At 70.4% G+C, this 24966-nt stretch carries 23 protein-coding genes; 11 read left to right on the top strand and 12 right to left on the bottom strand.

Annotated features, from left to right (window positions below):
- Positions 1-22: 22 nt before the first annotated feature.
- Positions 23-577, bottom strand: coding sequence for a sigma-70 family RNA polymerase sigma factor (locus MZC64_RS35045; protein ID WP_185006828.1), 555 nt, complete (start codon positions 575-577; stop codon positions 23-25).
- Between the two features lie 165 nt (positions 578-742).
- On the opposite strand from MZC64_RS35045, the gene MZC64_RS35040 reads away from it, so the two are divergent.
- From MZC64_RS35040 to MZC64_RS35025, 4 genes are all read left to right on the top strand, one after another.
- Positions 743-1279 carry a hypothetical protein gene (locus MZC64_RS35040; RefSeq protein WP_247764039.1) on the top strand — a complete coding sequence of 179 codons (537 nt, stop codon included), beginning with the start codon at positions 743-745 and terminating at the stop codon, positions 1277-1279.
- Positions 1269-2276, top strand: a complete 1008-nt coding sequence (locus MZC64_RS35035; protein ID WP_247763947.1) for a DUF4142 domain-containing protein — start codon at positions 1269-1271, stop codon at positions 2274-2276. The genes MZC64_RS35040 and MZC64_RS35035 overlap by 11 nt, the downstream gene beginning before the upstream one ends.
- 236 nt (positions 2277-2512) lie before the next feature.
- Positions 2513-3385: a 4Fe-4S domain-containing protein gene (locus tag MZC64_RS35030; protein ID WP_247763946.1), complete on the top strand. Its 873-nt coding sequence runs from the start codon at positions 2513-2515 to the stop codon at positions 3383-3385.
- Positions 3382-5112 carry an FAD-dependent oxidoreductase gene (locus tag MZC64_RS35025; RefSeq protein ID WP_247763944.1) on the top strand — a complete coding sequence of 577 codons (1731 nt, stop codon included), beginning with the start codon at positions 3382-3384 and terminating at the stop codon, positions 5110-5112. The genes MZC64_RS35030 and MZC64_RS35025 overlap by 4 nt, the downstream gene beginning before the upstream one ends.
- A gap of 200 nt (positions 5113-5312) precedes the next feature.
- On the opposite strand, the gene MZC64_RS35020 is transcribed toward MZC64_RS35025, so the two are convergent.
- The 3 genes from MZC64_RS35020 to MZC64_RS35010 all read right to left on the bottom strand — a co-directional run bounded on the left by MZC64_RS35020 (position 5313) and on the right by MZC64_RS35010 (position 10838).
- Positions 5313-8051 (bottom strand): helix-turn-helix transcriptional regulator, encoded by a 2739-nt coding sequence (locus tag MZC64_RS35020; protein WP_247763942.1) that lies wholly within the window; start codon positions 8049-8051, stop codon positions 5313-5315.
- 169 nt (positions 8052-8220) lie between these two features.
- Entirely contained in the window at positions 8221-9228 is a 1008-nt protein-coding gene (locus MZC64_RS35015) for a sorbosone dehydrogenase family protein (protein ID WP_247763940.1), read from the bottom strand.
- A 320-nt stretch (positions 9229-9548) separates the two neighbouring features.
- Positions 9549-10838: a sensor histidine kinase gene (locus MZC64_RS35010; RefSeq protein WP_247763938.1), complete on the bottom strand. Its 1290-nt coding sequence runs from the start codon at positions 10836-10838 to the stop codon at positions 9549-9551.
- A 242-nt stretch (positions 10839-11080) separates the two neighbouring features.
- Between MZC64_RS35010 and MZC64_RS35005 the strand changes: the two genes are divergently transcribed.
- On the top strand, positions 11081-11623 hold the full coding sequence (locus MZC64_RS35005; RefSeq protein WP_247763936.1) for a hypothetical protein: 543 nt from the start codon (positions 11081-11083) through the stop codon (positions 11621-11623).
- Between the two features lie 138 nt (positions 11624-11761).
- Positions 11762-11917, top strand: a complete 156-nt coding sequence (locus tag MZC64_RS35000) for a DUF6131 family protein (RefSeq protein WP_247763934.1) — start codon at positions 11762-11764, stop codon at positions 11915-11917.
- Between the two features lie 44 nt (positions 11918-11961).
- On the opposite strand, the gene MZC64_RS34995 is transcribed toward MZC64_RS35000, so the two are convergent.
- Positions 11962-12435, bottom strand: a complete 474-nt coding sequence (locus MZC64_RS34995; RefSeq protein ID WP_247763932.1) for an Lrp/AsnC family transcriptional regulator — start codon at positions 12433-12435, stop codon at positions 11962-11964.
- A 62-nt stretch (positions 12436-12497) separates the two neighbouring features.
- Here MZC64_RS34995 and MZC64_RS34990 point away from each other — a divergent pair, with 62 nt between their 5' ends.
- On the top strand, positions 12498-13397 hold the full coding sequence (locus tag MZC64_RS34990; protein ID WP_247763930.1) for an SMP-30/gluconolactonase/LRE family protein: 900 nt from the start codon (positions 12498-12500) through the stop codon (positions 13395-13397).
- A 461-nt stretch (positions 13398-13858) separates the two neighbouring features.
- Positions 13859-14056 carry a hypothetical protein gene (locus MZC64_RS34985; RefSeq protein WP_247763929.1) on the top strand — a complete coding sequence of 66 codons (198 nt, stop codon included), beginning with the start codon at positions 13859-13861 and terminating at the stop codon, positions 14054-14056.
- A 58-nt stretch (positions 14057-14114) separates the two neighbouring features.
- Here MZC64_RS34985 and MZC64_RS34980 read toward each other — a convergent pair whose 3' ends face one another.
- Both MZC64_RS34980 and MZC64_RS34975 read right to left on the bottom strand, forming a co-directional pair.
- Positions 14115-15239 carry a C45 family peptidase gene (locus tag MZC64_RS34980; RefSeq protein WP_247763927.1) on the bottom strand — a complete coding sequence of 375 codons (1125 nt, stop codon included), beginning with the start codon at positions 15237-15239 and terminating at the stop codon, positions 14115-14117.
- 1 nt (position 15240) lies between these two features.
- A complete protein-coding gene (locus tag MZC64_RS34975) occupies positions 15241-15795 on the bottom strand; it encodes an N-acetyltransferase (protein ID WP_247763925.1) in 555 nt (184 codons plus the stop codon).
- A gap of 94 nt (positions 15796-15889) precedes the next feature.
- Here MZC64_RS34975 and MZC64_RS34970 point away from each other — a divergent pair, with 94 nt between their 5' ends.
- Together MZC64_RS34970 and MZC64_RS34965 are read left to right on the top strand one after the other, a co-directional pair.
- Entirely contained in the window at positions 15890-16798 is a 909-nt protein-coding gene (locus MZC64_RS34970; protein ID WP_247763923.1) for a TetR/AcrR family transcriptional regulator C-terminal domain-containing protein, read from the top strand.
- Positions 16795-17601, top strand: coding sequence for a class I SAM-dependent methyltransferase (locus MZC64_RS34965; protein WP_247763921.1), 807 nt, complete (start codon positions 16795-16797; stop codon positions 17599-17601). The genes MZC64_RS34970 and MZC64_RS34965 overlap by 4 nt, the downstream gene beginning before the upstream one ends.
- Here the strand turns inward: MZC64_RS34965 and MZC64_RS34960 are convergent.
- Entirely contained in the window at positions 17591-18922 is a 1332-nt protein-coding gene (locus MZC64_RS34960) for a M14 family zinc carboxypeptidase (RefSeq protein WP_247763919.1), read from the bottom strand. The genes MZC64_RS34965 and MZC64_RS34960 overlap by 11 nt on opposite strands.
- Before the next feature lie 53 nt (positions 18923-18975).
- Between MZC64_RS34960 and MZC64_RS34955 the strand changes: the two genes are divergently transcribed.
- Positions 18976-19578: a TetR/AcrR family transcriptional regulator gene (locus MZC64_RS34955; protein ID WP_247763917.1), complete on the top strand. Its 603-nt coding sequence runs from the start codon at positions 18976-18978 to the stop codon at positions 19576-19578.
- Between the two features lie 168 nt (positions 19579-19746).
- Here MZC64_RS34955 and MZC64_RS34950 read toward each other — a convergent pair whose 3' ends face one another.
- Genes MZC64_RS34950 through MZC64_RS34935 form a run of 4 tightly spaced genes read right to left on the bottom strand, consistent with a single transcriptional unit; the run spans position 19747 to position 24966 of the window.
- Complete coding sequence (locus MZC64_RS34950; RefSeq protein ID WP_247763915.1) at positions 19747-20748, bottom strand: TIGR03842 family LLM class F420-dependent oxidoreductase; 1002 nt, start codon at positions 20746-20748, stop codon at positions 19747-19749.
- A 14-nt stretch (positions 20749-20762) separates the two neighbouring features.
- Entirely contained in the window at positions 20763-22256 is a 1494-nt protein-coding gene (locus tag MZC64_RS34945) for a CoA-acylating methylmalonate-semialdehyde dehydrogenase (protein ID WP_247763913.1), read from the bottom strand.
- An 8-nt stretch (positions 22257-22264) separates the two neighbouring features.
- Entirely contained in the window at positions 22265-23671 is a 1407-nt protein-coding gene (gene hydA, locus MZC64_RS34940; RefSeq protein WP_247763912.1) for a dihydropyrimidinase, read from the bottom strand.
- A complete protein-coding gene (locus tag MZC64_RS34935; RefSeq protein WP_247763910.1) occupies positions 23668-24966 on the bottom strand; it encodes an aspartate aminotransferase family protein in 1299 nt (432 codons plus the stop codon). Before MZC64_RS34935 ends, hydA begins: the two co-directional genes overlap by 4 nt.

Here is a 24966-nt window from a genome sequence, read left to right as displayed (position 1 = left end):
GGGACAGGAGCGAGGGGGAGCCTCACCGGGTGACCCCTCGCTCCTGCAACAGCTGGTTGAGCATGCGCAGGCCGTAGTACACCCGCGATTTCACCGTGCCCGGCGGCACGCCCAGGATGCGGGCCGCCTCGTTGACCGTGCGGTCGCGCAGGTAGGTCTCCCGGATGGCGTCCCGGTGCTCCTTGCTGAGCTGGTTGAGCGCGTCGGCCACGGTGATGCTGATGACCACGTGGTCGGCCTCGTCCCGCACGGTGGCCTCACCGAGCTGGGTCAGGTCCACCTCGGTCGGCCGGGCCCGGCGCTGGCGGACCCCGTCCACCACGATCCGCCGGGCCACGGTGAACAGCCACGGCAGCACCTGATCGGTCTCGGGACGCAGCTTCCCGGCGTTGCGCCAGGCGCGCAGCCAGGTCTCCTGAACCACATCCTCGGCCCACTGGCGATCGCCACCGGTGAGCGCGGTGGTGAAGCGCAGCAGCCGTCTGCCGAAGTTCAGGTTGAGCCACTCGACGAGTTCTTCACCCGGGTGCGCGGGGCCCTGGGCTCTGCGGTGGTGGGCGAGAAGTTGCTGTGACATGGCGTCATCGTGCTGTGCCCGGGGTATGACCCAGCGTAGTTTCATACCTCGTATGTGACCCAGATCACCTTTTTTCGGTAATCGCGGATTTGGTCCTGAACCACCCTTCCGGGAGATCCGTAGTCCTGGGCGTTGGCGTGATGTGCAGCAGGAAAGGTGACCGAGATGAAAATCAGCGGCAGTAGGGGCCCCGCGTTGGCGGCTATAGCCTGCGCCGCCGCATTGTCCGCCACCGCCTGTGGCGGGGACGCCTACTCCCCGGGCGGCGGCAGCGGCGATAACGGCGCCCCACCGAGTTTCCAGCCCGGCCACGAAAGCTCGTTAATGCACGCCCGACAGGTCGGCGCGCTTGGACAGGTAATCACCGACCACGAGGGCTATACCCTGTACCGATTCGACAAGGACACCGCCAAACCGGCTAAATCCAACTGCGCCGACACCTGTGCCGTGCAGTGGCCGCCCGTGCTCGCCGACGGCAACTTCCAGGTCGAGGGAATCGACCCGGCACTGGTCAGCACTGTCGAGCGGGCCGACGGCGCGCAGCAGGTGACCGTGGGCGGCTGGCCGCTGTACCGCTTCTTCCAGGACGCCAAGCCCGGCGAATCCAGAGGACACGGCAAGGGCGGCACCTGGCACGCGGCCACCCCTGACGGCAAGAAGGCGGCGGCGCCGGCGAATGGAGGCACCGCAAGTGGCTACTGAGACATCCGTCCGGACCAGGCTCCTGCGGGGGAGCGCGCTCGCCGTCGCCGCCACGGCCGTCGCGTTCGCCGCCGCCGGGGCCGCGCTGGCCGACGAACCCACGGGGGCGCCGCCACCCCCCGCCAGCTCCAAACCGGCCGCGCCACCGCCGCCGCCGCCGCCGGCCAAGGCCCCGGCGCCCACCTCGCCGGTGACGCAGCTCGACGAGGAGACCTCCGGCTCCGGCTGGACCCAGACCGAATGCGGCCCACTCGGCCCGGCCGACCGGGACCTGCTGGTCAAGGTCCGCCAGGCCGGCCTGTGGGAGATGCCCATGGGCGATGAGGCCCAGGTCAGGGCCGCCGCGCCGCGGGTCAAGGAGGTCGGCAGGCTGATCATGAAGGACCACGAGGTGCTGGACACCAGGGTGAAGAAGGTGGCCGGCCAGCTCGCGGTCGAACTGCCCGCCGAGCCCAACGCCGACCAGCAGGGCTGGATGGCCGAACTGCGCGGGGCCACCGGCCCGGCCTTCGATCAGCTCTTCGCCGACCGGCTGCGCGCCGCGCACGGCAAGGTCTTCACCGTGGTCGCCGCGGTCCGCTCCGGCACCCGCAACACCCTGGTCCGCGAGTTCGCCCAGGAGGCGATCAACGCGGTCATGCGGCACATGACCTTGCTGGAGAGCACCAAGCTGGTCAACTTCGAGGAGCTGCCGCTGGCGCCCAACCCGGACGCGGCCAAACCCCCTGCCGCCGCGCCCAGCACCGGTGGCGCCGCCGCGCCGGGCAGCACCAAGGCGCCCGCCGCGCCCAAGCCCTCGGTCAAGGCCAAACCGACCCCGGTCGCGCCCGCCCAGCAGCCCGTCGACGAAGCGCAGTCCAGGGACGTGGCCAATGCCAGCTCCTCCTCCTGGAGTGAGGACGCCGGTGGCGGCGGGATGATCCTGCTGGTGCTGCTGCTGTGCACCGGACTGGCCGCGGCCACCATCGGAGTGGTCCGGTTCGTGCAGTCCCGATAGCCGAACCGGCGCATTCTGGAGTGAGTCCAACAATGGAATTATTCCAGTAGAGCCCGCCTCCGCAATTCGTTCAGCGCGCCAACAATGTAATTGAGCTGCTGAAAGAGAGGAGGTATTGACGCTGATTTTCACTGCCCGGCCGTGCCTCCCCGTTCGCCACGGCCGGGCAGGGGCGCCCACCACGCCGCCCGGGTTTCGCCTCGCCCCATTTTCTCCCGAGTCGCTGGAGGCATCCGGTGTTGAGCCAACTCGCCGACATCCCCGAGTTGGGCGTGATTCTCGCCCAGAACTCATCGCACGACGCCGGCGTTCGTCAGGTGGCCGCGCTCTCCGCGAGGCTGGCCTACGCCATGATGTGCTTCACCCTGGTCTGGGGGGTGCTGACCGCCACCGGGTGGGTGCGGCGCACCACCAGCAGGCAGGCCCTGCGCAGCGGGCACATGATGCTGGCGGTGATGACCATCGCCTTCGGCTCGCTGCACGGCTTCGCGTTCATCTTCGTCACCGACGTCGACTTCGGCGTCGTCAAGATCATGGTCCCGTTCGCCGAGGGCGGTTTCGCCCGGCACGCGGCCGGCATCATCGGGTTGCAGCTGATGACCGCGGTGGCCATCTCGGTGGCGGTGCGCCGGTGGCTGGTCTACCGGCACTGGCTGCGCTTCCACCAGCTCGGCTACCTCGCGGTCGGGCTGACCGTGGTGCACGCCTGGCTGGGCGCGGCCGCCAACGGCAACCTGGCGCTGCTGCAGACCGCCGGGATCACCCTGGTGGTGCCGGTGATCACGCTGACCGCGCTGCGCTTCCTGCCGCCGCGGCTGCTCACCAAGGTCGGCCTCGTCTCGGCCGAACCGGCGGTGCAGCCGGTGCAACAGGATCCGGCCGCGCCGCCCAACCCGCGGGCCGGGAAGGTCGGGGTCAGCGTGGACAACGAGCGGTGCCAGCGGTACGGGATCTGCGAGACCGCGGCGCCGGAGGTGTTCCAACTGGTGGAGGACGGGCGGCTGCGGTACGACACCAGCCCGCACGCGCAGTTCGCCACCCAGGCCAAGGCCGCGGCGCGGTGCTGTCCGATGCGCGCGATCACCGTCCAGGAGCGTGGTGTCAAGTGAGGAAACGGGAACGCGTGGTGGTGGTCGGCGGTGGCGTGGCCGGCCTGCGGACCGCGGAACGCCTGCGGGAACTGGGGTTCACCGACGAGATCGTGCTGGTCGGCGCCGAACCGACGCCGCCGTACCACCGGCCGCCGCTGTCCAAACAGCTGTTGTGCGGCAAGTTGCGGCCCAGCGATCTGCTGCTGCCCAGCTACACCGAACTGGACGCGACCTGGCGGCTGAACACCCCGGTGCTGGGCATGGATCCGCGTCGCCAGGTGGTGCACCTACCCGGCGGCGAGGAGCTGCGCTACGACGGCCTGGTGATCGCCACCGGCGTGGAACCCCGGCACCTGCCAGGGGTTCCGGTGCACGATCCGCGGGTGCACTTCCTGCACACCGTCGACGAAGCCCTTGCCCTGCGCCAGAACCTGCAACGCACCCGGCGTCCGCTGGTGGTGCTCGGCGCCGGGTTCATCGGCTGCGAACTGGCCTCCACCGCACACCACCTCGGCGGCGAGGTCACCATCATCGGCCGGTCGAAGGTGTTGCTGGGCAAGGCCGTCGGCCCACAACTGGCCGAGCGGATCACCGAGCTGCACCGCGGCAACGGGGTCAACCTGGCGCTGGGGGAGAAGGTCCTGCACTGGCTGCCGCAACAACAGGGCGTGGTGCTGAACCTGTCCTCCGGCCAGGTGATCGTGGCCGGCGCGGTGGTGGTGTGCGCCGGTTCGGTGCCCGCGGTGAACTGGCTGCGCGGCTCCGGCCTGACCATCGACGACGGCGTGCTGTGCGAGCCCACCTGTCACGTGCTGGGCCGCGGTGACATCGTGGCCGCGGGCGATGTCGCCCGCTGGCCCAACCTGCGCTTCGACGCCCGCCCCCGCCGGGTCGAACACTGGCTCAACGCGATCGAGATGGGCCGCCACGCCGCGGAAAGCCTGCTCGCCGGCCGCGCCGCCGCCCAACCTTTCACCCCGGTCCCCAGGTTCTGGTCCGAGCAGCACGGCATGCGCATCCAGGGCGCCGGCATCCCCGCCCTGGGCGAGGACACCGTGCAGCTGCTGCCCTCCTCCCGCGCCGACCAGAGCGTCACCGGCTTCGTCCGCGGCGGCAGACTGGTCGGTCTGGTCGCCCTGAACAGCCCCCAAGCTCTGCTGTCCTGGACCGCCGAACTCGACCGCCAGACCCGGCCTCGCCTGCACGCCCCCGACCGCGAATCGGTCGCCACCATCACCCCCGCGCGGCCTCCCTCAGCGCGGGGCCGGGTGCCGGGACCGGTGACACCCCCACCGTTCCCGGCACCCAACCTCCGCCCCGCCGCCAACGGCCCGGCGTTCACCGGCCCGGCCTTCAGCGATGCCGCCCCCAACGGCCCGGCTCCCGCCAACGGCACCCCGCCCCGCGGCACCCCACTCCGCGGCGTCCCGGTCCCGGCGGCGGCCCGCAACGGCCGCTCCTCCGCGGCGGCCAACTCCTGGCCAGGCAACGGAATCCCCGGCCCACTCCCCGCCTCGCCTGCCCCATCCCGGCCCGCAGACCAGAACTCCGGCCCACTCCCGGCCCCCGCCACCCGCCGCGGCGGCCCACCCTCACTCCCGCTCCCGGCCCCACCCCGCCCGATCCCGCGGATGGACCCCAAACCCCCCACCCGCCAATGGTCCTTCACCGAACCAGCCGAACTCGACGCCCCCGCCAACGGCATCTCCCGCCAAATCCCCCGCCGCCGCCGTCGAACCGGCTAACCCCGCCGGCGTGTTGGCCGAACTCGTACGCCACGTTGGCCCAACTCGTACGCCGAGTTGGGCCAACTTGTACGCCGGGTTGGGCCAAAGTGGCGGCGCGGCCAACACACCGCCCCACAACGGCCAACACACCGTCCACAACGGCCAACGTGCCGTACGAGAACGGCCAACACGCGGGTGTCTTCCCGGGGCGGGTGAGGTTAGTTGGCCTTGGCGAGGGCTTTGGCGAGTTCGCCGCGGCCGCGGATGCCGAGTTTCCGGTACGCGTGCGTCAGGTGGATCTCCACCGTGCGCAGCCCGACGTGGAACCGCTCCGCGATCTCCTGATTGGTGTGACCCTCCGCCGCCAGCGCCGCCACCCGCAACTCCGTCCGGCTCAGGTCGCCACCGCCGTCGGCCCGGAACCCGAACTCCCGCAACAACGCCCGCGCCCTGGTCACCACCCGCGGCGCCGCGCAGCGCTCGCCCAGCCGCAGTGCCTCGCGCAACGACTCGTCCGCGCCTGCCACCTCCAGCTCGTGCCGGGCCTTGCCGCGCTGGATCAACGCCCGCGCGAGTTCCAGCCTGCTGGTCCGGCCGCGCAGCACCGTCACCGCCTCGTCCAGGTACCGCAGTCCGGCGCGGTGCCCGGTGAGCCGGGCCGCGGTGCACAGGGCCACGCCGAGGGGTTCCGGCGAACCCCAGCTGCGGGCCTGTGCCAGTTCCTCCTCCACCAGCGGCCAGCCCTGTCTGGTCTGTCCCAGCATCAGGTGCGCGATGGCCGCCACCGAACGCCAGGGCACGCAACCGGGATAGGTCCAGCCGACCTCGGCCAGCCGCCGCCCGCAGTCCAGGGCGTCCCGCAGCGCGCCGGTGGCGTCCTTCTGCACCAACCGGATCCGCCCGGACAGCGCGAAAACCTGGTCCCACTCCTGGAAACCGCCGTCGCGATCGGTGATGTACTTGTGCACCACCGCCGCCGCCCGTTCCGGCCGACCGTTCTCCAGCAGCGCCCCGCCCAGCGCGAGCACCACCGCGCCCCGGTTCGGGTGCTCGGGCACCTTGCGCAGCAACCGCGCGGCCAGCCGCGCCTCGCCGATCGCGTCCTGCACCCGGCCCTGCCGGATCAGCATCATCGCCCGGTAGCTCAGCCCGGTCACCAGCCGCGCGGTGGAGCCTTTCCGTTGCGCGTCCACGATCGGCGCGTCCAGCGCGGCCATCGCCTCCGGCAGATCGTCGGTCAGCGCCAGCGCGGCCCCACCGTAGAGCAGCGGCGAGGTCAGGAACTCGGCGGTGTCCGGCGCGTCGGTGAGGGAGAGCCGGGCCAGCGCCCGGATCTGGTCGATGTCCCCGGAACACCGGATCGCCTGGTTGTATGCCTCCACCGCCAGCAACTGCCTGCCGACCCTGGTGGCCTTGAGGTTGTTCCACTGCTGGTGCACGCTGCGCCGCACCGACCCGTACCGGGTGTCCGCGTCCTGCGGATCGGTCACCGGCACCAGCGCCAGCAACCGGGCCGCGGTCAGCAGCGGCGAGGGTTCCACACTGCCCTCACCGGGCCACAGCTGCGGCACGATCCGCTTCACCACGCCGACCAGCGCGGGCGTCGCGCTGATCACGGTGGGGTGCGGGTAGTTGGTGAGCAACGCCGCCTGCGCCCGCGCGGTGGGCGCCAGCGCGAGCGCGTCCAGGAGACTGTCCGCCGCGGCGCCCGGATCGGTGTGGTAGCGGGCCGCGGACAGTTCGGTGAGCACGGTGGCCCGCAGTGAACCCGTTGGCGGCTCGGCCAAAGCCCGCCGCAGGTACCCGGTGGCCGAGCGATGGTCCCCGCGCCGCAACGCGTTCCCGGCCGCGGTGCGCAGCACGTCCACCGCCTGCTGATCGCCCTCGGGCCGCGCGGAGACCAGGTGCGGTGCGATGAGATCGGCGGACTCTCCGTGTTCCCGCAACAGTTTCGCGGCCTGGATGCGCAGCCGGTGGTGATCACGCGAGGGCAGCCAGCGCAGCACTGTCTGGCGTACCTTGGGATCGCTGACGGTGAGCCGCTCGCCCTTGCCGAAGATGGACAGCTGCCGTAATCGCGCCGCGGCCCGTTCGGCCTGCTCGGGTTCCAGTCCGATCAGCTCGCCCACCACGGCCAGGCTGGCCGATTCGCCGAGCAGCGCGATCACCTCGGCCAGCCGCCGCACCGCCCGCGATTCCGCGCGCAGCCGGGCCACCGCGAGTCCGGTGCGCAGCTGGCCGACAGTGGCCCGCAACGCGAAGAGCTGCTCGGGCTGCGGCTCGATCTGCTTGCGCCGCACCGAGTCCAGCACCGCGGTCAGCAACTGCGGCTCGCCGCCGGTGAGCCGGTGGCAGGCGATGGTGAAGGCGTCGGCGGGCTGCTGGTTGAGCCGGTTGCGTAGCAGCAGCCCGACTCCGCGTTCGGTCAATGGTTCCGGCCGGATCGGTTCGGCGCCGGTGGCATCGAGCAGTGCGGCCGCCTCGGGCGCGCGTAACTCGCCACTGCCCGCCCGCGCGGTGACGATCAGCGCGATGGGCAGTGCGGCGGTGTGGCCGGCGCAGCGCACCAGCAGGTCCAGCGAGGGGCGGTCGGCCCACTGCACGTCGTCGGCGAAGACGCACAGTGGACCGGGTGCGGCCGGTCCGGCCATCAGGTGGCACAACCGGCTCCACACCGCGGCATCGGGGCCGGACAACAGGTCCAGCCCGGTCTCGCCCTCCCGCAGCAGCGGGGCGACGAGCTGGGCGGCCAGGCCCAGCCCGCTGTCCTGCTCCTCGGCGCGGCAACTCCCGCGCAGCACATGGCTGCCCGCGGTGACCGCGTACTCGGCCGCCGCGTCCAGCAGCGCCGTTTTGCCGATCCCGCTGGGCCCTTCGATGACCACGGTCCGGCCCTGGCCGGCCTGGGCACTGTGCACCGCGTCCCGAAGTGCGGACAGCTCGGATGACCGCTCCACCAACACGAGTACTCCTTGACGGGCTCAGGTCAGTCTGGCGCAGGGCGGCGGTCTGCACGTGGCGTCTGGCGCCCTCACCGTAACTGCCCAAACGGTTTCCGGTAGTCAAGAAGGCTCACGAATCTGGCGGGATTTGCGGCTTTCGGTAGCCAGATTGAGGCTGATTGGTCTAGCCGTCGGTGCTCAGCACCTTGTCACCGCCGGCGACACCGGTGGGACCATTGGAGGTCAGCACCCACAACGTCTTGTCCGGAGCCGCCGCCGCGTCCCGGATCCGGCCGTAAGTGCCCTGGTAGAGCGCGGTCGGCGTGCCTACTCCGGAGTCGGTCAGCGGGATCCGCCACAGCCGCTGCCCGCGCAGCGCGGCCATGTAGACGTTGTTGTTGTAGACCGCGATCCCGCTCGGCGAGGCTTGCGCGGTGGTCCAGGTCAGCAGCGGATCCTTGAACCTCGGGTTGCCGCACCGGCCTTCGCAGGTCGGCCAGCCGTAGTTGGCGCCGGCCTGGATCTGGTTCAGCTCGTCCTGTGCGTTCTGCCCCAGTTCCGAGGCAAACATCCGACCCTTGCTGTCCCAGGCCAGACCCTGGACGTTGCGGTGCCCCAACGAGTACACCAGGGTGCCGGTGGGATTGTTCGGGGCCGGACGACCTTCCGCGGTCATCCGCAGGATCTTGCCGCCGAGCGAGGAGGGGTTCTGCGAGTTGGCGGTGTTGCCCGCGTCGCCGGTGCCCGCGTAGAGGTGGCCGTCCGGCCCGAAGGCGAGCCGGCCGCCGTTGTGGATGTTGGCCTTGGGAATGCCGGTGACGATCACCTGCGGGGTCTGGCCGAGCTTGAACCGGGCGATCCGGTTGTCACCCGCGGCGGTGTAGTAGACGAAGATCAGGCCGTCGCTGGCGTAGGTCGGCGAGACCGCGATGCCCAGCAGCCCGCCCTCCCCGGCCGGGCGCACTCCGGGAATGGTCGCGGCGGTGCTGACCGCGGTGCCCTTGATGGCCAGCACCTTGGCGCTGTTGCGCTCGGTCACCAGCGCGGAGCCGTCGGGCAGGAATCCGACTCCCCAGGTGTAGGCCAGGTTCTGCGCGATCACGCGGACCGCGGCCGGTTCGGCGGCAGCGGTCCCCAGGGGCAGCGCCGCGACGGTGGTCGCGGCGAGCAGCAGCCGAAGTCGTCTCCTCATGGTGGACTCCTCAAACGGCGGCGGTACAGGGTGGTCTCCCACCCAACACCCCCGCCGGGTATCCGGCCACCCGCGAAGGCAGCCCCCGGTCACGACTTTCGTCGGAAAGGGGAATACCAAGGCCGTGTCCGCGGTGCGCCGTGTGCGAGAGTCGGGATCGAGGTGGTTGCCGGCGGTGCGGCCGGAGCGCCCTCATACCGGACGTATTCGGGTGCTTCGGCCGTGCCGCTGGCGGCCGGCTCGGCGCGGCTATCGCGGGCGGGGCACTGTGGACACGGCCTTAGCACTGTCCACTGTTTGTCTGCAATGGACAGAACGGGTCATGGTGCGTGCGACCAGACCAGTTCCACGCAGGTGCCGTTCTCAGCCATCGAGTCCACCTGCACGCTGCCGCCGATTTCCCGCATCCGGCCGCTGATCGAGGACTTCAGCCCCTGCCCGCGCGGGGTGCGGATCGGGTCGAACCCGCGCCCGCGGTCGACCACCCGCACGCTGAGGGTGTCCTCCACCCAGGACACGGTCACCCAGGCCTGATCGGTGCCCGCGTGCTTGGCCACATTGTTCAGCGCTTCCCGGCAGGCGTCGGCCACCGCTTCCACCACGTGGTGCGGCAGATGCCCCGGCACGGTGTCCGGCATGTAGCGGACCCGCAGGTCCAGGGCTTCCGCGTCGGTGACCACCTCGGCCAGCCGGTCGCCGAGGCCGGTGAAGGAGTTGGTGGTGTCGGCCGCGATCAACCGCCGCACGTACTCCGCGTCCTTGGCACAGCGTTTCCGCACCTGCTCGCCCCGGTGGTCCAGCCCGCCCATGGCGATCGCGGTCAACGTGGCCAGCGCGTTGTCGTGCAGCGCCCGGTAGTGCCTGGTCCGGGTCTCGAACCTGGCGCGCTCGGCGGCCTGCCGGGTCTCCGCGCGCAACCGGGCCTCGGTCTGCTCGTCCAGGTACTTGGCCTGCGCGGTCAGGTACCGGGTCATGAAGTAGAGGATCGCGCCGAAGAAGATGCACGAGTTGAGGTGCCCGACCACCGCGGGCAGCAGCGGCTGGTCCGGCTGGGTCTCACTGCTCAGCGTGATCACGTACCAGGCCATCGGCACCACTTCCACCGCGAGCGCCCAGCGCAGCGGCAGCACCGCGCCGATCAGGGCCGCGGTGCCCAGGGCGTACTTCGGCGCCCAGTTGACCGTGGTGAACTCGAATCCGGCCTGCACATTGGAGGTCACCACGGTCATCAGCAGACAGGCCAGCACAACGTCTATACCGACCGTTCGGTAGGTGAGCCAGCCGTGCCTGCGCATCCGGTAGACCAGGTAGCCCTGCCAGAGCCAGGCCACGCCCAGCAGCGCGCCGTTGAGCGTGGGACTGGTGTGCCGGTGCAGGTCGGCACTGGCCATCGCGATCGAGGCGGGTATCAGGTAGGAGGCCCGCTGCACGAACAGGATGACCGCGATGAACCACCGGGTCCGCTGCTCGCCGTTCTCCGCGAGCATGTACCGCGGGTCAAGCCAGGCCCACCGCCGGCGTTTGCCCTCGTCTGGTCGTTGCACGGTCTCGCTCTGCGGATGCACCGCCACAGCACTCCAATACCCCTCGCCCCAGGACTCAGATTCCATGCCAGTGACGGGGTCCGGGGCAAGTCGCCGAATGGACTACCACCGTGCGCCGGCGCACACAATTGGCGGATCGGAGGACAGGACCGCTGCCCGCGACCGGCGGTCGACTCGGCGACCCGCTCCGGGCAGGCGGCGCGATGGTCGAGTTGTAGTACGCGTGACCCGAACAGCCGCTGTGGTGCTGCTCCATCCCGCTGCCATGCTCGCCGCGATCACCAAGCACGCAGACAAGGAGGTTCGCAGTGGCTCGTCGTTATCCGGCCCGGGTGCGGATTCTGCTCGCCGCCTGCGCCGCACTGCTCGCGACCACGTTCGTCCCGCACGCCGCCTCGGCGGCTGTGGGGGATCTGACCTGCACCGGCAACTTCCAGTTCGACTTCGACCCGCCGTTGACCGCCACCAACACCACCGCCAACGCCGTCGTCGGTGGCGGCCTGGTGAACTGCTTGTCCCTCAACGGTCAGTACACCCGCCTCAAGTCCGGAGTCCGGGTAGGCCAGGGCACGGTGAGCAGGCCGCTCGGTCTGCTGCCGTGCGTTCCGGTCATGACGATCCGGGAAACCGCCGTGCTGACCTGGAACACCGGTGAGGTCAGCGAGTTCGAGATCACCGTCAACACCGATCCGCTGGCCGGTCCGATCACGATCAGCGCGCTGTTCACCAGTGGGCCGCTGGCCGGGGACACCGCGAACGCGTTCCCGGTGGTGCTCAACCCCAACCTGGATTGCGCCACCGCCGGGCTCACCCAGCTCACCTCGCCACTGCTCCAGGTGATCTGGTCCTAGCGCGCACCGGGGCAGAGTCGCGCTGCCCCGGCCCGGTGCTCGGCCGAATGGCGGCAGCACGGAGCCCCGAACGCCAGGTTTGGCTTGGCACAGAACGGTAATCCAGTCTGCGTCCCGTACATCCCAGGGAGGCAACCCGTGATCATTCTCGGCGCGATCCTGCTCCTCATCGGATTCCTGGCCGACATCTCCGTCCTGTGGACGATCGGCATGGTGCTGGTCGTGATCGGACTGGTTCTCGCGGTCCTCGGCGGCACTGGCCGGGCCGTGGGCGGCCGTCCGCACTGGTACTGACCGGAAACTGACCGGTCCCTGAACTCCCGTGGGCGCGTCGTCTGTCAGCCCGGCGCGCCCGCGGGACCTTTTTGTCCACAGTGGACCGAACGCTCGAACATGGTCTCCAGCACCATCACCGTCTGCGTTCCGCTGACGCCGCGCACCGCGAACACCCGGCGCAGCACGTCCTGCAGCTGCTCGGTGGTCCCGGTGCGGACCTTGATCAGCACCGAGGCGGCGCCGGCCACGATGTGCGCCTCCTGCACCTCCGGCAGTGCGGCCAGGGCCTCGCTGGTGTCCGCCTCGCCCATCCAGGCGTTGGACTCCACCAGGACGAAGGCCAGCACCCCTGCCCCGACCGCGGCGGGGTCGACCTCGATCGTGGTCCGCCGGATCACCCCGCGGTCCCGCAGCTTGCGCACCCGCTCGTGCGCCGCGCCCGCGGACAAGCCGACCGTGGCGCCCAGGGTGGCGTAGGACTGGGTGGCGTCGCGTTGTAGCTCGGTGAGCAGGGCGCGATCTGTGTCATCCGTCATCGACAGAACCTCATATGGTCATGTTAGCTTCTTGCTGAACGTAGTTCATCAGGGAGGGTAAGATGGCGGATCGGGTCAAGGCCGAGTTCGAGGTGCTGGACGAGCGGTTCCGGCGGGTCGCGGGTGACGACTGGCTGGAGGTGCTCTTCGACGGTGGGCGGTGGCTTGAAGGGCCCGCGTACTTCCCGGCTGGGCGGTACCTGGTGTTCAGCGACATCCCCAACGACCGGATGCTGCGCTGGGACGAGACCACCGGCGCGGTCGGCGTCTTCCGGCAGCCCGCCAACCACAGCAACGGGCACACCGTGGATCGCCGCGGTCGGCTGGTGAGTTGTGAGCAGGGTGCGCGCCGGGTCACCCGCACTGAGGCCGACGGCTCGATCACCGTGCTCGCGGACCAGTGGCGGGGGCGAAAACTCAACAGTCCCAACGACATCGTCGAGCGCGCCGACGGCTCGTTGTGGTTCACCGACCCCAGTTACGGCATTGACAGCGACTACGAGGGCAACCGCGCGGAGAGCGAGACCGACGGCTGCCACGTCTACCGCGTCGACCCGGACGGCGCGGTCACCCGGGTCGCCGACGACTTCGTCCGTCCCAACGGGCTGGCCTTCTCCGCCGACGAACAGACTCTGTACATTGTGGACACCCGGGGGCGGCACATCCGGCGGTTCGCCGTGCGGGACAACGGAACCCTCTCCGGTGGCGAGGTCTTCGCCGACTGCGGCGCGGGCAATCCGGACGGGATCCGGCTGGACGAGCTGGGCCGGGTGTGGCTGGCCGCGGGGGACGGGCTGCACTGCTTCGACCCGGACGGCACGCTGCTCGGCAAGCTCCGGGTGCCCGAGGTCTGCGCCAACCTGACCTTCGGCGGGCCCAAGCGCAACCACCTGTACATCTGCGCGACCAGCTCGGTCTACTCGCTCCGGGTGAACTTCAACGGCCTCCGCTACCCGCGCTGACCAGGGCCGACCAGAACGGGAGACCGAGGTCACGGCCCCGGCCTGGCTGGCCGGGTTTGGCCGAGGGTGTACGGTAGTGCTCGACTGCGCAGGCTCGACCGCCGCACTTCGGACCGGGTCGCCAGGGCTGTACCGCCGCAAGAGCGTCCTCTGTGGACGTGTTCGGTGTTGACGCTGTACCCAAAGCTTCTCCGGTTCGCTGTTCTCCCAGCGGACTTCATCACGGTGCTCTCAGAAGGCACTGTGCCAGGTCTGTCCGGCGTGCTGCCGATATGGTTGGCCGGTCGAGGGTATTGCCAGCCTCGACTGGTTGTCGGCGCACGTCGGCGGACTGGCATTCGGCCCGGGTGTCGCACCCCTGGGCACCTCGACACCCGATCGAGCGGGTTGGCAAATCGGGGCGGGGCCGGAAAACTCGGGCGGGCACCCACAGTCGAACCTCGAGAAAAGGAACCTGCGTCTTGCGCAAGCTCTGGACCGTGGTTGCCGCTCTGCTCTCCGGCGCCGCCCTGATCCTGTTCGCCCCCAACGCCTCCGCGGCCGTGGACCCGGTCCCCGCGCCGCCGGCCGAGGTGGTGCAACCGGAATCGCCGGTCGACTTCGACGTCGAGATCGAGCTGCTCTCCGAGAACGAGGAGCTGGTCGGGCTGCCGGGCTGAGCCGCGGTGTGCTGACGGACGAACCCGGGTCCCACCGTGGACCCGGGTTCGCCTGTGTTCAGACCGAGTAGGTCAGTTCCGCGCTCTGCCGCAGGTCATCCAGGTAGAACTGGGTCGACATGGTGCGCGCGCCCAGGTCGAACACGGTGCGCCACAGGGTGCGGACCGGGTAGTCGGTGGGGGAGTCGGCGTCGAAGCCGATCTCGGCCAGGGCGGCGCGCAGCGAGTCGGCGGACATGGTCGCGTCGGTGCTCTTGGTCAGCTGCTGGTAGCGCTGGTAGGTCAGCAGGGTCTCGGCGTTGTCGGCTGGCAGGTTCGTCACGTCCGGGTGCCGGTGCAGCAGGTGGTTGGTCACGCACAGCGCGCCGTCGCCGTCGGTGATGTGCTCGTTCCCGCTGATCCGCTCCCAGACGAACGAGTCGCCGCCGGCGTCCGCGACCAGGTAATGCAGCGGAGTGCCCATGTCGTACTGCTTGGCGTCCAGCAGCGCCGCGCGGGCCTCCTCCGCGTTCCGGCAGGTGTCCAGCAGGAAACGAGGCAGCTGCACACTGGACACCCCGACCTGCGGGCCCTCATCCACCGGCGGGGCGGCGTTCTCCGCGTCGGCGATCAGCAGCACCACGGCCAGGCCGTGCTCGTTGATCCCGTCCATGCAGCCGTCCAGGGTGTCCATGGTCAGCACCAGCGTGGCCGGACCGTCGGTCGGCCTGCTGTGCACCAGGGTCGGCCGCGAGGCCAACGGCGGCTCGCTGGTCGCGGGCGGCTGGGCGCCGGTCATCAGCGCGAACAGCTCGGACTGGCTGGTGGTGAAGAAGTCGTAGTTGCGACCGAGCAGGCCGCGTCCCTCCTCGGTCAGTGCCGGCGGCAGGTAGGTGGCCGAGCAGGCCGAGCCCGCCGGCAGCGGGAACAGACTGTCCACAGAGAACTCATCGGCGGTGAAGTCCAGGCCCAGCGCGGCAGCCGTGCCGCGCATCCGCTCGTGGTGCTGCGGCCAGTTCCGCTCGAACCAGCGCCGCCGCGCCCGCGCCTTGCGCCGGTCCGCCGGAATCGGCTGCCAGCCGTAGGTCTGCCGGGCCGCCTCGGCCAGCGTTCGCCCGATCGCCTGCTGGTCGCCCTCGGCGCTGACCAGCCGCACCGTCGGGAAATCCGCCGCGCCGCCCCCGGCGACGATCTGCTGTGCCATCTCAGTTCTCCTTGTTCTCGCGCCACATCGGCCACACCGACGGGCCGTCGGGCAGGGTGATCGGCTCGCCGAGCCGGTGGAATCCGTGCCGTTCGTACAACGGCAGGTTGCGGGGTGAACTGGCCTCCAGGTAGGCGGGCAGGCCCTCGGCGTCGGCCCGGCGCAGGCCCTCGGCCAGCAACGCGCCGCCGATCCCGGTCCCCTGCTTGTCCGGCGCCACCCCCAGGAACGCCAGATACAGGTGCGCGCGGTCGGTGGAATGCCGTTGTGCCAGCAACTCCACCATGATCCGCACCCGCTCGGGCAGCTCGACCTCGGGCGGCGGCGCCACGTGCGCGCCGACCGGCATCGGCAGCCACACCGCGACCGCGTCCGCGCCGGTCATCGCCAGCGTGCCCGCCGCGGCGGATTCGGCCACCGCCCCCTCGAACAACCGGCTCGCGCTGAGCCGTCGCTGTTCAGGTGGCCCGGGGAAGAGCCACCGCATGGGCGCGTCCTCCAGGAAGGCGTCGCACAGGATCCGCACCGCGTCCTGCGTACGCTGTATCGGTGTCATGGCTCAACTGTGCCGACGTGGGCCGAGTCCTCGCAACGAAATCGGACGAATAGGGGAGATAAGCCCACCTGACTGTACTAGTACACTTGTTGCTGTGAACGATTCCGCGCCGCCGTTTCGGCGGATTGCCGCCGAGCTGGCCGCCCGCATCACCGCAGGTGAACTGCTGCCCGGCGACCGGGTGCCGTCCACCCGCGCGGTGATGCGCGAGTGGGGCGTGGCACTGGCCACCGCGGCCAAGGCCCTGGATCTGTTGCGCCAGCAAGGTCTGGTCGAGACCCACCCCGGCGCGGGCACCGTGGTCCGCACCCCGGCGCACGGTCCGCGGCGCACGCCCGCGACCGCGCCGACGCTGACCCGGGCCCGGATCACCGCCGCCGCGATCAAGCTGGCCGACGCCGAGGGCCTGGACGCGGTGACCATGCGCCGCCTGGCCACCGATCTGGGCACCGGACCCATGTCGCTGTACCGGCACCTGGCGGGCAAGGACGAGCTGGTGCACCTGATGATGCGCCGGGTCTTCGGCAGTCACCCGCTGCCCGCCCCAGCGCCGCCGGGCTGGCGGGCCCGGCTCACCGCGGTCTCCCGCATCCAGTGGGCCATCTACCGCGCGCACCCCTGGCTGCCCGAACTGGTCTCCATCACCAGGCCCCGGCTGATCCCGGAAGCCATGGCGCACACCGAATGGACCCTGGCCGCCCTGGCGGGGCTCGGCCTGGGCCGGGCCGAACGGGTCCGGGAGGCGGTCACCATCCCCGCCTTCGTCCGCGGCGTCGCGCTCAGCCACGCCGCCGAAGCGCAGGCGAGCAAGGACACCGGGCTCAGCGCCACCGAGTGGTGGCAGGCCCAGGAACAGGAGATCATGGTGCATATGGAGTCCGGCCGCTATCCCTGCCTGTCCACAATGGACTCCAGTGCGGTGGAGGACCTGGACGGCCTGTTCGAGCACGGTCTGACCCGGCACCTGGACGGCCTGGCCGCCCGGCTACGGTTGGCCCCATGAGCGCGGAGCGGCTCGACTTCACCGGCGTCGCCGACAACGACGTCACCTGGACCCTGCTCGGCACGCTGTACCTGCGCGCCTGGGAAAGCGGCTCGCGGCACCCGATCCTGGGCGATCGCCATGCCGCCGAGGCGATCCGCCGCATCGACTACGACTTCCCCAAGCTGCACCGCCGGGTCCGCCCGGAGAGCAACCAGTACCTGGTCGCCCTGCGCGCCACCCAGCTCGACGAGTGGGCCGCGGATTTCCTGCGCCGCCATCCGGACGCCGTGGTGCTGCACCTGGGCTGCGGCCTGGACAGCCGCATGCTGCGCCTGGACCCACCGTCCACAGTGGACTGGTACGACCTGGACAGGCCCGAGGTCGTGCAGCTGCGCCGCAGGCTGTACCCGGAACGCGAGCACTACCACCTGATCGGCGCCTCGGTCACCGATCCGGCCTGGCTGGCCGGGATCCCGGCCGACCGTCCCGCGCTGATCATCGCCGAGGGCCTGCTGCCCTACCTGGACGGCGCCGAGGTGCGGGGCCTGGTCCAGCGACTCGTCGACCATTTCGGCACCGGCGAACTGCAGTTCGACGGCGGCGCACCCTGGCTGGCCCGGCTGTCGCCGCTGGGCCGGTGGGGCATCCGGGACGGCCGGGAGGTCGAAGCCTGGCATCCGCGGCTGCGCTGCGTCGAACAGCCGCCGTTCACCACGCACTGGGCCAAGATCCCGGCCCGCGGCTACCGGCTGTTGTACCGGCTCGGGCACGCGATTCCGGGCTGGCGCACCATGTTCCGCGAGTTCCGCTTCACGTTCTGACCAGGTGCGCGGCCGTGGCCAGGATCGAGCCCAGCTGGATCCCGGCCTGCGCCCGCAACGGGATCAGCGTGCCGGGCTGACGGTCGGCGGCCGCGCGCCACTCGGTGAACAGGGCCTCGGCGCGAGCGTGCGCGGCGCGGATCGCCGGCCGCACGTTGCCACTGGCCCGCTCGGCGTCCAGGACCCGCAACAGCGTGCCCGCCGCCCGCAGCCGCAACGTGTGCGGCAACGCGAGGAACGCGGACTCATCGGCCACGGTCGCCGGCCGAGCACCCTCGGCGGTGCCCGCCATCCGCCGCCAGCCCGCGCTGATCCGCCGCATCGCGGTCAGCACGTCGGTCAACGCGCGCTGGTGCGGGGTGTCCAGCCGCACCGCGGACCGCGCCGAGTCCAGCACTCCCGACACCGCCTCCTCCGCGCCGGTCAGCTCGGCCAGTAGTCCAGTCACGATTTCGTCCATCAACCGACCGGTCGGTAGGGAGTCGGCGGCCCGGGGATCGGCCCACATCGGCACCTCGGTGATCACCGTGACGGCCCCGTGCCTGCTGGCGTACTCGCCACTGCTCGCCCCGAACGACCCGTCCCCGGGTGGCGCGCCCTCGGTCAGTTCGGCCACGGTCGGCATCCGCAGCACCCCCGGCGTGAGCCGGACACTGCCCGGCACCTCGTACACCGAGTGCTGCAACGGCACCCCGAACCACCCCGGCACCGCGGCCAGCAGTTCGGCCAGTGCCGGATCGGTCGTGGTCGTGTAGTGGAAGGCCCCGCCGTACTCCGCGTTGTGCAGCGAGGCCAGCAACACCGGCCGCACCTCGTCGATCAGCCGGGCCAGGGCCACCGTCTCCGGCAGCATCCGGTCGAAGTACCCCGCCTCGGCCAGGTGCGGAAACGTCCACTCCGGCTGTTCGTCCATGGCCGGCCGGTAGAACCCGCGCCCATAGGCATCCCGATCCCCCGGAAGCCCGTACCAGGTCTCGTTCAGCCGGGCCCCGTCCGGATCAATGCACGGCACCAGCTGCCACCGCAGCCCCGCCCGCAACCAGGGCTCCGCGCACAGCAGCCGCCCCAGCTCCCGCACGGTCAGCCCACCCACCGGCTCATTCGGATGCGGCCCACCCAGTACCAGCGCGTCCCGCTCACCCGCGCCGATGGACGCCACCCGGATCGGCTCACCCAGCCGCGAGGTCCCGATCCGCCGCACGGTCACCAGGTCCGGATACCGCGCCGCCAGCTCGTCCAGCTCCGCCTGCGACTCATCCACGGTGGGGTATCGCCCCAGTTCAGGCAGTGCGTCCAGCACCTTCCTGAGTGCGTCAGTCATGATCACCCAATCTGATAGCACCGCTATTGAATAGCGACGCTATCATTCCCCTCATGTCCGGCAGAAGAGCGGAATCCAAACGCCGCAACACCGACGCCCTCCTGGCCGCGGCCCGGCGCCTGTTCCTGGCCGACGGCTACCAGGCGGTCGGCATCCAGGCCATCGCCACCGAAGCGGACCTGACCATCGGCGCCATCTACTCCCTGTTCGGCTCCAAGCAGGCCCTGCTGCACGCGGTACTCGCCAACCTGGCCGACCAGGTCGAGTCCGAGGTCCGGGTCCTGGCGGCCGAACCGGAGGTGGATGCCCGGGAGGCGGTGACGCGCTACGTGCGGGCGTACCACCGGCTTGTGTCCACCGTGGACGGCTGGCGGGCGCTGCGGCTGGAGGTGGAGGCGCTGTCGCTGGTGCTGGGCAGCGCGGAGCCGGAGCGGGCGCTGGGGGAGTTCGGGGCGGGCAGCCGACGGGCACTGGCCGGGTTGCTGACCGGGCGGGTGCTGGACGGGCGGCGCCTGGGGGAGCCGCGGGCGGAGCGGGCCGCGGTGGCGGTGTCGGCGGTGGTGCGCGGCTTGGCGGTGCAGTGCGCGGTGGAGCCGGGGGTGGCTTCGGGACAGCGGTGGGTGGAGCTGGCCCTCGCGGTCCTGGCGGCGAGCTGACCCGAGACCGGGGCAGGCTGCCCGGTCGAGTCCAATCAGGCGGAGGACTCTGTTGCGAATCGGCGGTGTCGTACCGCTTGGGCCAACCGGTACGCCCGGTTGGGCAAAATCGGCGTACCAGTTGGCCCAACTCGCCGTACGACAACGGCCAACACTCGGGTGAGGGGATTAGCCGCGCAGGGCGGGGATGATCTTTTCGCCGTAGGTGTCGATGGTGGCTTCTCGGGCGTCGTGCATGTTGTAGACGGCGAACTGGTGCACGCCAAGGGATTTCAGGTGTTCCAGGCGTTCGATGTGCTTCTCCGGGGGGCCGATCAGGCAGAAGCGGTCCACGATCTCGTCGGGGACGAACTCGGTGTCCGGGTTGCCCGCGCGGCCGTGGTGGCTGTAGTCGTAACCCTGGCGGCCCTTGATGTAATCCGTCAGGGCCTGCGGCACGATGCTGGAATCGGTGCCATAGCGGGAAACCAGGTCCGCGACGTGGTTGCCGACCATGCCGCCGAACCAGCGGCACTGGTCGCGGCCGTGGGCCAGGTCGTCGGTGACGTAGGCCGGAGCCGCCACGCACATGGTGATCGAATCCGGGTCGCGGCCGGCTTGTTCGGCGGCGTCGCGGACGGCCTTGACCATCCACTCGGTGAGGAACGGGTCGGCCAGTTGCAGGATGAAGCCGTCGGCGACCTGGCCGGTGAGGGCGAGGGCCTTGGGGCCGTAGGCGGCCATCCAGACCGGGAGTTCGCCGTCGCGTACCCAGGGGATGCGGACTTCCTGGTCGCCGATGGTGGCGGGGCGGCCTTCGGCCAGGTCGCGGATGACCCGGATGGACTCGCCGAGGCGGGCCAGGGTGTTCGGTTTGTTGCCGATCACCCGCATGGCGGAGTCGCCGCGGCCGATGCCGCAGACGGTGCGGTTGCCGAACATGTCGTTGAGGGTGGCGAACAACGACGCGGTCACCGACCAGTCGCGGGTGCCCGGGTTGGTCACCATCGGTCCGACGATCAGCCGTTCGGTCTGGGCCAGGATCTGGCTGTAGATGACGAACGGTTCCTGCCACAGCACGCAGGAGTCGAACGTCCAGCCGTAGTCGAAGCCCGCTCGCTCGGCCCGTTTCATCAGCTCGACCACGGCCGAGGCCGGTGGATCGGTCTGCAGCACCAGTCCGAAGTCCATTGTGTCCCCTCAACTCAGCGGTTCTGTGGAAACCCCAGATCGACACTACTGGTGGCCGGGTCCGGCCAGCGGGTGGTGACGACCTTTCCCCTGGTGTAGAAGTGCACGCCGTCCTCACCGTAGGCGTGGTTGTCGCCGAACAGCGAGGCCTTCCAGCCCCCGAACGGGTAGTACGGCACGGGCACCGGGATGGGCACGTTGACCCCCACCATCCCGGCCTCGACCTCCAGCTGGAACTTGCGGGCCACCCCGCCGTCCCTGGTGAAGATGGCCACCCCGTTGCCCCACTGGTTGTCGTTGACCAGGCCGAGAGCGTCCTCATAGGACGGTGACCGGACCACCGAGAGCACCGGGCCGAAGATCTCGTCGCGGTACACGCTCATCGCGGGCGTGACGTGGTCGACCAGGCTGACGCCGAGCCAGAAACCGTTGTCGTGGCCCGGAACGGCGAGATTCCGGCCGTCGGCGACGACCGTGGCGCCTTCTTTTTCGCCCGCCGCAACGTATCCGGCGACCTTGTCCCGGTGTTCGCGGGTGATCAGCGGGCCCATATCGGAACCCGGGTCGGTGCCGGGCCCGATGGTGAGTGCGGCGATGCGGTCCTGGATGCGGCGGACCAGGTCGTCGCCGACCCCGCCGACGGCGACCAGCACGGAGATCGCCATGCAGCGTTCCCCGGCCGAGCCGTAGGCGGCGGACACGGCCGCGTCGGCGGCCAGGTCCAGGTCGGCGTCGGGCAGCACGACCATGTGGTTTTTGGCCCCGCCCAACGCTTGCACGCGTTTCCCGTTGCCGGTGCCGGTCTGGTAGATGTGCCGGGCGACCGGGGTGGAGCCGACGAAGCTGACCGCGGCCACGTCCGGGTGTTCCAGCAGCCGGTTGACCGCGGTGGCGTCGCCGTGCACCACGTTGAGCACGCCCTCGGGCAGCCCGGCCTCGGCCATCAGTTCGGCCACCCGCAGCGCCGCGGACGGGTCCTTCTCACTCGGTTTGAGCACGAAGGTGTTGCCGCAGGCGATCGCCAGGGGGAACATCCACAGCGGCACCATGGCCGGGAAGTTGAACGGGGTGATGCCCGCGACCACGCCGACCGGCTGCCGGATGGAGTGCACATCCACGCCGGTGGAGGCGCCGATGGACAGGCCGCCCTTGAGTAGTTGTGGGATGCCGCAGGCGAATTCGACGACCTCCAGGCCCCGCGAGACCTCGCCCGCGGCGTCGGAGGTGACCTTGCCGTGTTCGGCGGTGAGCAGCGCGGCGATCTCGTCCCGGTGCCGCAGCAACAGTTCCCGGTAGGCGAACAGGATCCGGGTGCGGGTGGCCAGGGAGGACTGCCGCCAGGAGGTCAGCGCGTCCTTGGCCGCGGCCACCGCACTGTCCACTTCGGACACATCGGCGAGCGCGACCTGGGCGGTCTGTTCGCCGGTGGCCGGGTTGGTCACCACGCCGTGGCGGCCGGAGGTGCTCTCGACGGTCTTGCCGCCGATCCAGTGGTTGATCGTGCGCATCGCTGTCCTCACACCAGGTACTGACATGTGTCGCGTTTGAGGAAGGAGCCGTGGCCCTTGCTGCCGAGGTAGGTGTTCTCCGAGATGACCACCTTGCCGCGGGAGAGCACCACGTCGACCTTGCCGGTGATGGTCTTGCCCTCGTAGCAGGAGTAGTCGACGTTCATGTGGTGGGTCTCGGCGGACAGGGTCTGCCGCGCCTTGGGGTCGTAGATCACCACGTCGGCGTCGGACCCGGGTGCGATGGTGCCCTTGCGCGGGTACAGGCCGAACATCCGGGCCGGGGTGGCGCAGGCGAGTTCGATCCAGCGTTTGCGGCTGATCTGGCCGTCCACCACGCCCTGGTGCAGCAGGTCCATCCGGTGCTCGACACCCGGCAACCCGTTGGGAATCTTGGAGAAGTCGCCGAGGCCGAGTTCCTTCTGGCCCTTGAAGCAGAACGGGCAGTGGTCGGTGGAGACCACGGAGAGGTCGTTGGTGCGCAACCCCTTCCACAGCTCGGCCTGGTGCTGCTCGGGCCGCAGCGGGGTGGAGCAGACGTACTTGGACCCCTCGAAGCCCGGCCTGGCCAGGTCCGCTGTGGACAGATAGAGGTACTGCGGGCAGGTCTCGGCGAAGGCGTTGACGCCGTTGTCCCTGGCGCGGGCCACCTCGGCGAGGGCTTCGGCGGCGGAGAGGTGCACGATGTAGACCGGCGCGCCGGCCACCCTGGCGAGCTGGATGGCGCGGTGGGTGGCCTCGGCCTCCAGGAAGGCGTGCCGGACCTGGCCGTGGTAGCGCGGATCGGTCTCGCCGCGTTGCAGGGCCTGTTCGATGAGCACGTCGATGGCGATGCCGTTCTCCGCGTGCATCATGATCAGCCCGCCGTTGTCGGCGGCTTTCTGCATGGCACGCAGGATCTGGCCGTCGTCGCTGTAGAACACACCCGGGTAGGCCATGAACAGCTTGAAGCTGGAGATGCCCTCGCCGACGAGCTGGTCCATCTCCTTGAGCGAGTTCGGGGTGACCTCGCCCATGATCATGTGGAAGCCGTAGTCGATGGCGCACTGGCCGTCGGCCTTGGCCTGCCAGGCATCCAGGCCCTCGCGCAGCGACATGCCCGGGGTCTGCACGGCGAAGTCGACGATGGTGGTGGTGCCGCCCCAGGCCGCGGCCCGGGTGCCGGTCTCGAAGGTGTCGGCGGCGAAGGTGCCGCCGAAGGGCAGTTCCATGTGGGTGTGGCAGTCCACGCCGCCGGGCAGCACATAGCGGCCGGTGGCATCCAGCACGGTGTCCGCGCCGGTGGCGAAGGACTCGGCGAGTCCGGATTCGGGCGCGGCCAGGGCCACCACTTTCTCGCCGTCGATGAGCACGTCGGCGCGCAGCTCGTCGGCCGCGGTGATCACCAGGCCGTTGCGGATCACGGTGCGGCTCATGGGTTTTCCTCCCCGGCCACGGTCAGCGCGTGCTTGAGCACCCGCAGTCCTTCCTCGGCCTCGGTCCTGGTGAGGGAGAGCGGCGGGGCCAGCCGCAGCACGTTGTTGTGCAGGCCGCCCTTGCCGATCAGCAGCCCGCCGGCGCGCGCGGCCTCCAGGGTGGCGGTGGCCGCGGCCGGGTTCGGGTCCAGGGTGCCGGGCCGGACGAGTTCGACGCCCAGCATCAGTCCCTTGCCGCGCACGTCGCCGACCACCGGCAGCAGCGCGGTGGCCGAGGACAGTTCCTGTTTGAGCCAGCCGCCCACTTCCAGGGCGTTGGCCTGGAGGTTGTTGTCCAGGGCGTAGCGCAGGTTGGCCAGGCCGGCGGCCATGGTGATCGGGCTGCCGCCGAAGGTGGACAAGGAGTTCGCACGCAGAGTGTTCATGATCTCGGCGCGGGCGATCACACCGCCGATGGACATGCCGTTGCCGATGCCCTTGGCGAAGGTGACGATGTCGGGGGTGGCGCCGTGGGCCTGCCAGCCCCAGAAGTTCTCGCCGGTGCGGCCCCAGCCGGTCTGCACCTCGTCGGCGATCCACAGGATGCCGTGTTCGTCCAGGACTTCCTTGAGCGCGCCGTAGAGCCCGTCCGGGGGCACGCTGAACCCGCCGACGCCCTGGATCGGCTCGGCGATCAGCGCGGCTGAGTTCTTGTCGCCCTGGTCGAGCACATCGCGCAGGTCCTCGACGCAGGCGTTGATGTACTCGGCGTCGGAGAACTCGCGGAACGGGCCGCGGAACCGGTTGCCGCCGTGCACGTAGGAGACCTGGAACGGGGACAGGCTGGTGGTGGACCAGCCGGAGTTGCCGGTGATGGAGACCGCGGAGAAGGAGCGCCCGTGGTAGCTGTTGCGCATGGCGAGGACCTGGTTGGACCGGCGCACGCCGGTGGCCAGCAGCAGTGCCGCGTCGTTGGCTTCGGTGCCGCTGGCGGTGAAGAACACCCGCGCGTCCGGGATGCCGGAGATCGCGGCGATCTGCTCGGCCAGTTCGACCATGGGGCGGCTCAGGTACACCGTGGAGGTGTGCAGGATCTTGCCGGCCTGCTCGGTGACCGCCTTGGTCACCTCGGGCAGGGCGTGCGCGGTCATCGTGGTCAGGATGCCGCCGAAGAAGTCCAGGTAGCGGTTGCCCTCGCTGTCGTAGACGTGCCTGCCTTCGCCGCGGTCGAGTTCGATCGGCTCGGCGTAGTAGGCGGACAGCCAGCTCGGCAGCACCGCCTGGCGGCGGGCGTACAGCTCCGCGTGCGCTCCCAT

Origin of the sequence: Crossiella sp. S99.2, from assembly GCF_023094165.1 — a bacterium.
Lineage (GTDB): Bacteria > Actinomycetota > Actinomycetes > Mycobacteriales > Pseudonocardiaceae > Crossiella.
The sequence above is the reverse complement of the archived record's forward strand: the minus strand, read 5'-3'. Positions and strand labels throughout refer to the sequence as shown.

What these genes read in the sequence shown, in the direction of transcription:
- MZC64_RS35045 (WP_185006828.1), bottom strand. Translation starts at nt 577, where the DNA reads ATGTCACAGCAACTTCTCGCCCACCACCGCAGAGCCCAGGGCCCCGCG.
- MZC64_RS35040 (WP_247764039.1), top strand. Translation starts at nt 743, where the DNA reads ATGAAAATCAGCGGCAGTAGGGGCCCCGCGTTGGCGGCTATAGCCTGC.
- MZC64_RS35015 (WP_247763940.1), bottom strand. Translation starts at nt 9,228, where the DNA reads ATGAGGAGACGACTTCGGCTGCTGCTCGCCGCGACCACCGTCGCGGCG.
- MZC64_RS35010 (WP_247763938.1), bottom strand. Translation starts at nt 10,838, where the DNA reads ATGGAATCTGAGTCCTGGGGCGAGGGGTATTGGAGTGCTGTGGCGGTG.
- MZC64_RS34995 (WP_247763932.1), bottom strand. Translation starts at nt 12,435, where the DNA reads ATGACGGATGACACAGATCGCGCCCTGCTCACCGAGCTACAACGCGAC.
- MZC64_RS34990 (WP_247763930.1), top strand. Translation starts at nt 12,498, where the DNA reads ATGGCGGATCGGGTCAAGGCCGAGTTCGAGGTGCTGGACGAGCGGTTC.
- MZC64_RS34980 (WP_247763927.1), bottom strand. Translation starts at nt 15,239, where the DNA reads ATGGCACAGCAGATCGTCGCCGGGGGCGGCGCGGCGGATTTCCCGACG.
- MZC64_RS34975 (WP_247763925.1), bottom strand. Translation starts at nt 15,795, where the DNA reads ATGACACCGATACAGCGTACGCAGGACGCGGTGCGGATCCTGTGCGAC.
- MZC64_RS34965 (WP_247763921.1), top strand. Translation starts at nt 16,795, where the DNA reads ATGAGCGCGGAGCGGCTCGACTTCACCGGCGTCGCCGACAACGACGTC.
- MZC64_RS34960 (WP_247763919.1), bottom strand. Translation starts at nt 18,922, where the DNA reads ATGACTGACGCACTCAGGAAGGTGCTGGACGCACTGCCTGAACTGGGG.
- MZC64_RS34955 (WP_247763917.1), top strand. Translation starts at nt 18,976, where the DNA reads ATGTCCGGCAGAAGAGCGGAATCCAAACGCCGCAACACCGACGCCCTC.
- MZC64_RS34950 (WP_247763915.1), bottom strand. Translation starts at nt 20,748, where the DNA reads ATGGACTTCGGACTGGTGCTGCAGACCGATCCACCGGCCTCGGCCGTG.
- MZC64_RS34945 (WP_247763913.1), bottom strand. Translation starts at nt 22,256, where the DNA reads ATGCGCACGATCAACCACTGGATCGGCGGCAAGACCGTCGAGAGCACC.
- hydA (WP_247763912.1), bottom strand. Translation starts at nt 23,671, where the DNA reads ATGAGCCGCACCGTGATCCGCAACGGCCTGGTGATCACCGCGGCCGAC.
- MZC64_RS34935 (WP_247763910.1), bottom strand. Translation starts at nt 24,966, where the DNA reads ATGGGAGCGCACGCGGAGCTGTACGCCCGCCGCCAGGCGGTGCTGCCG.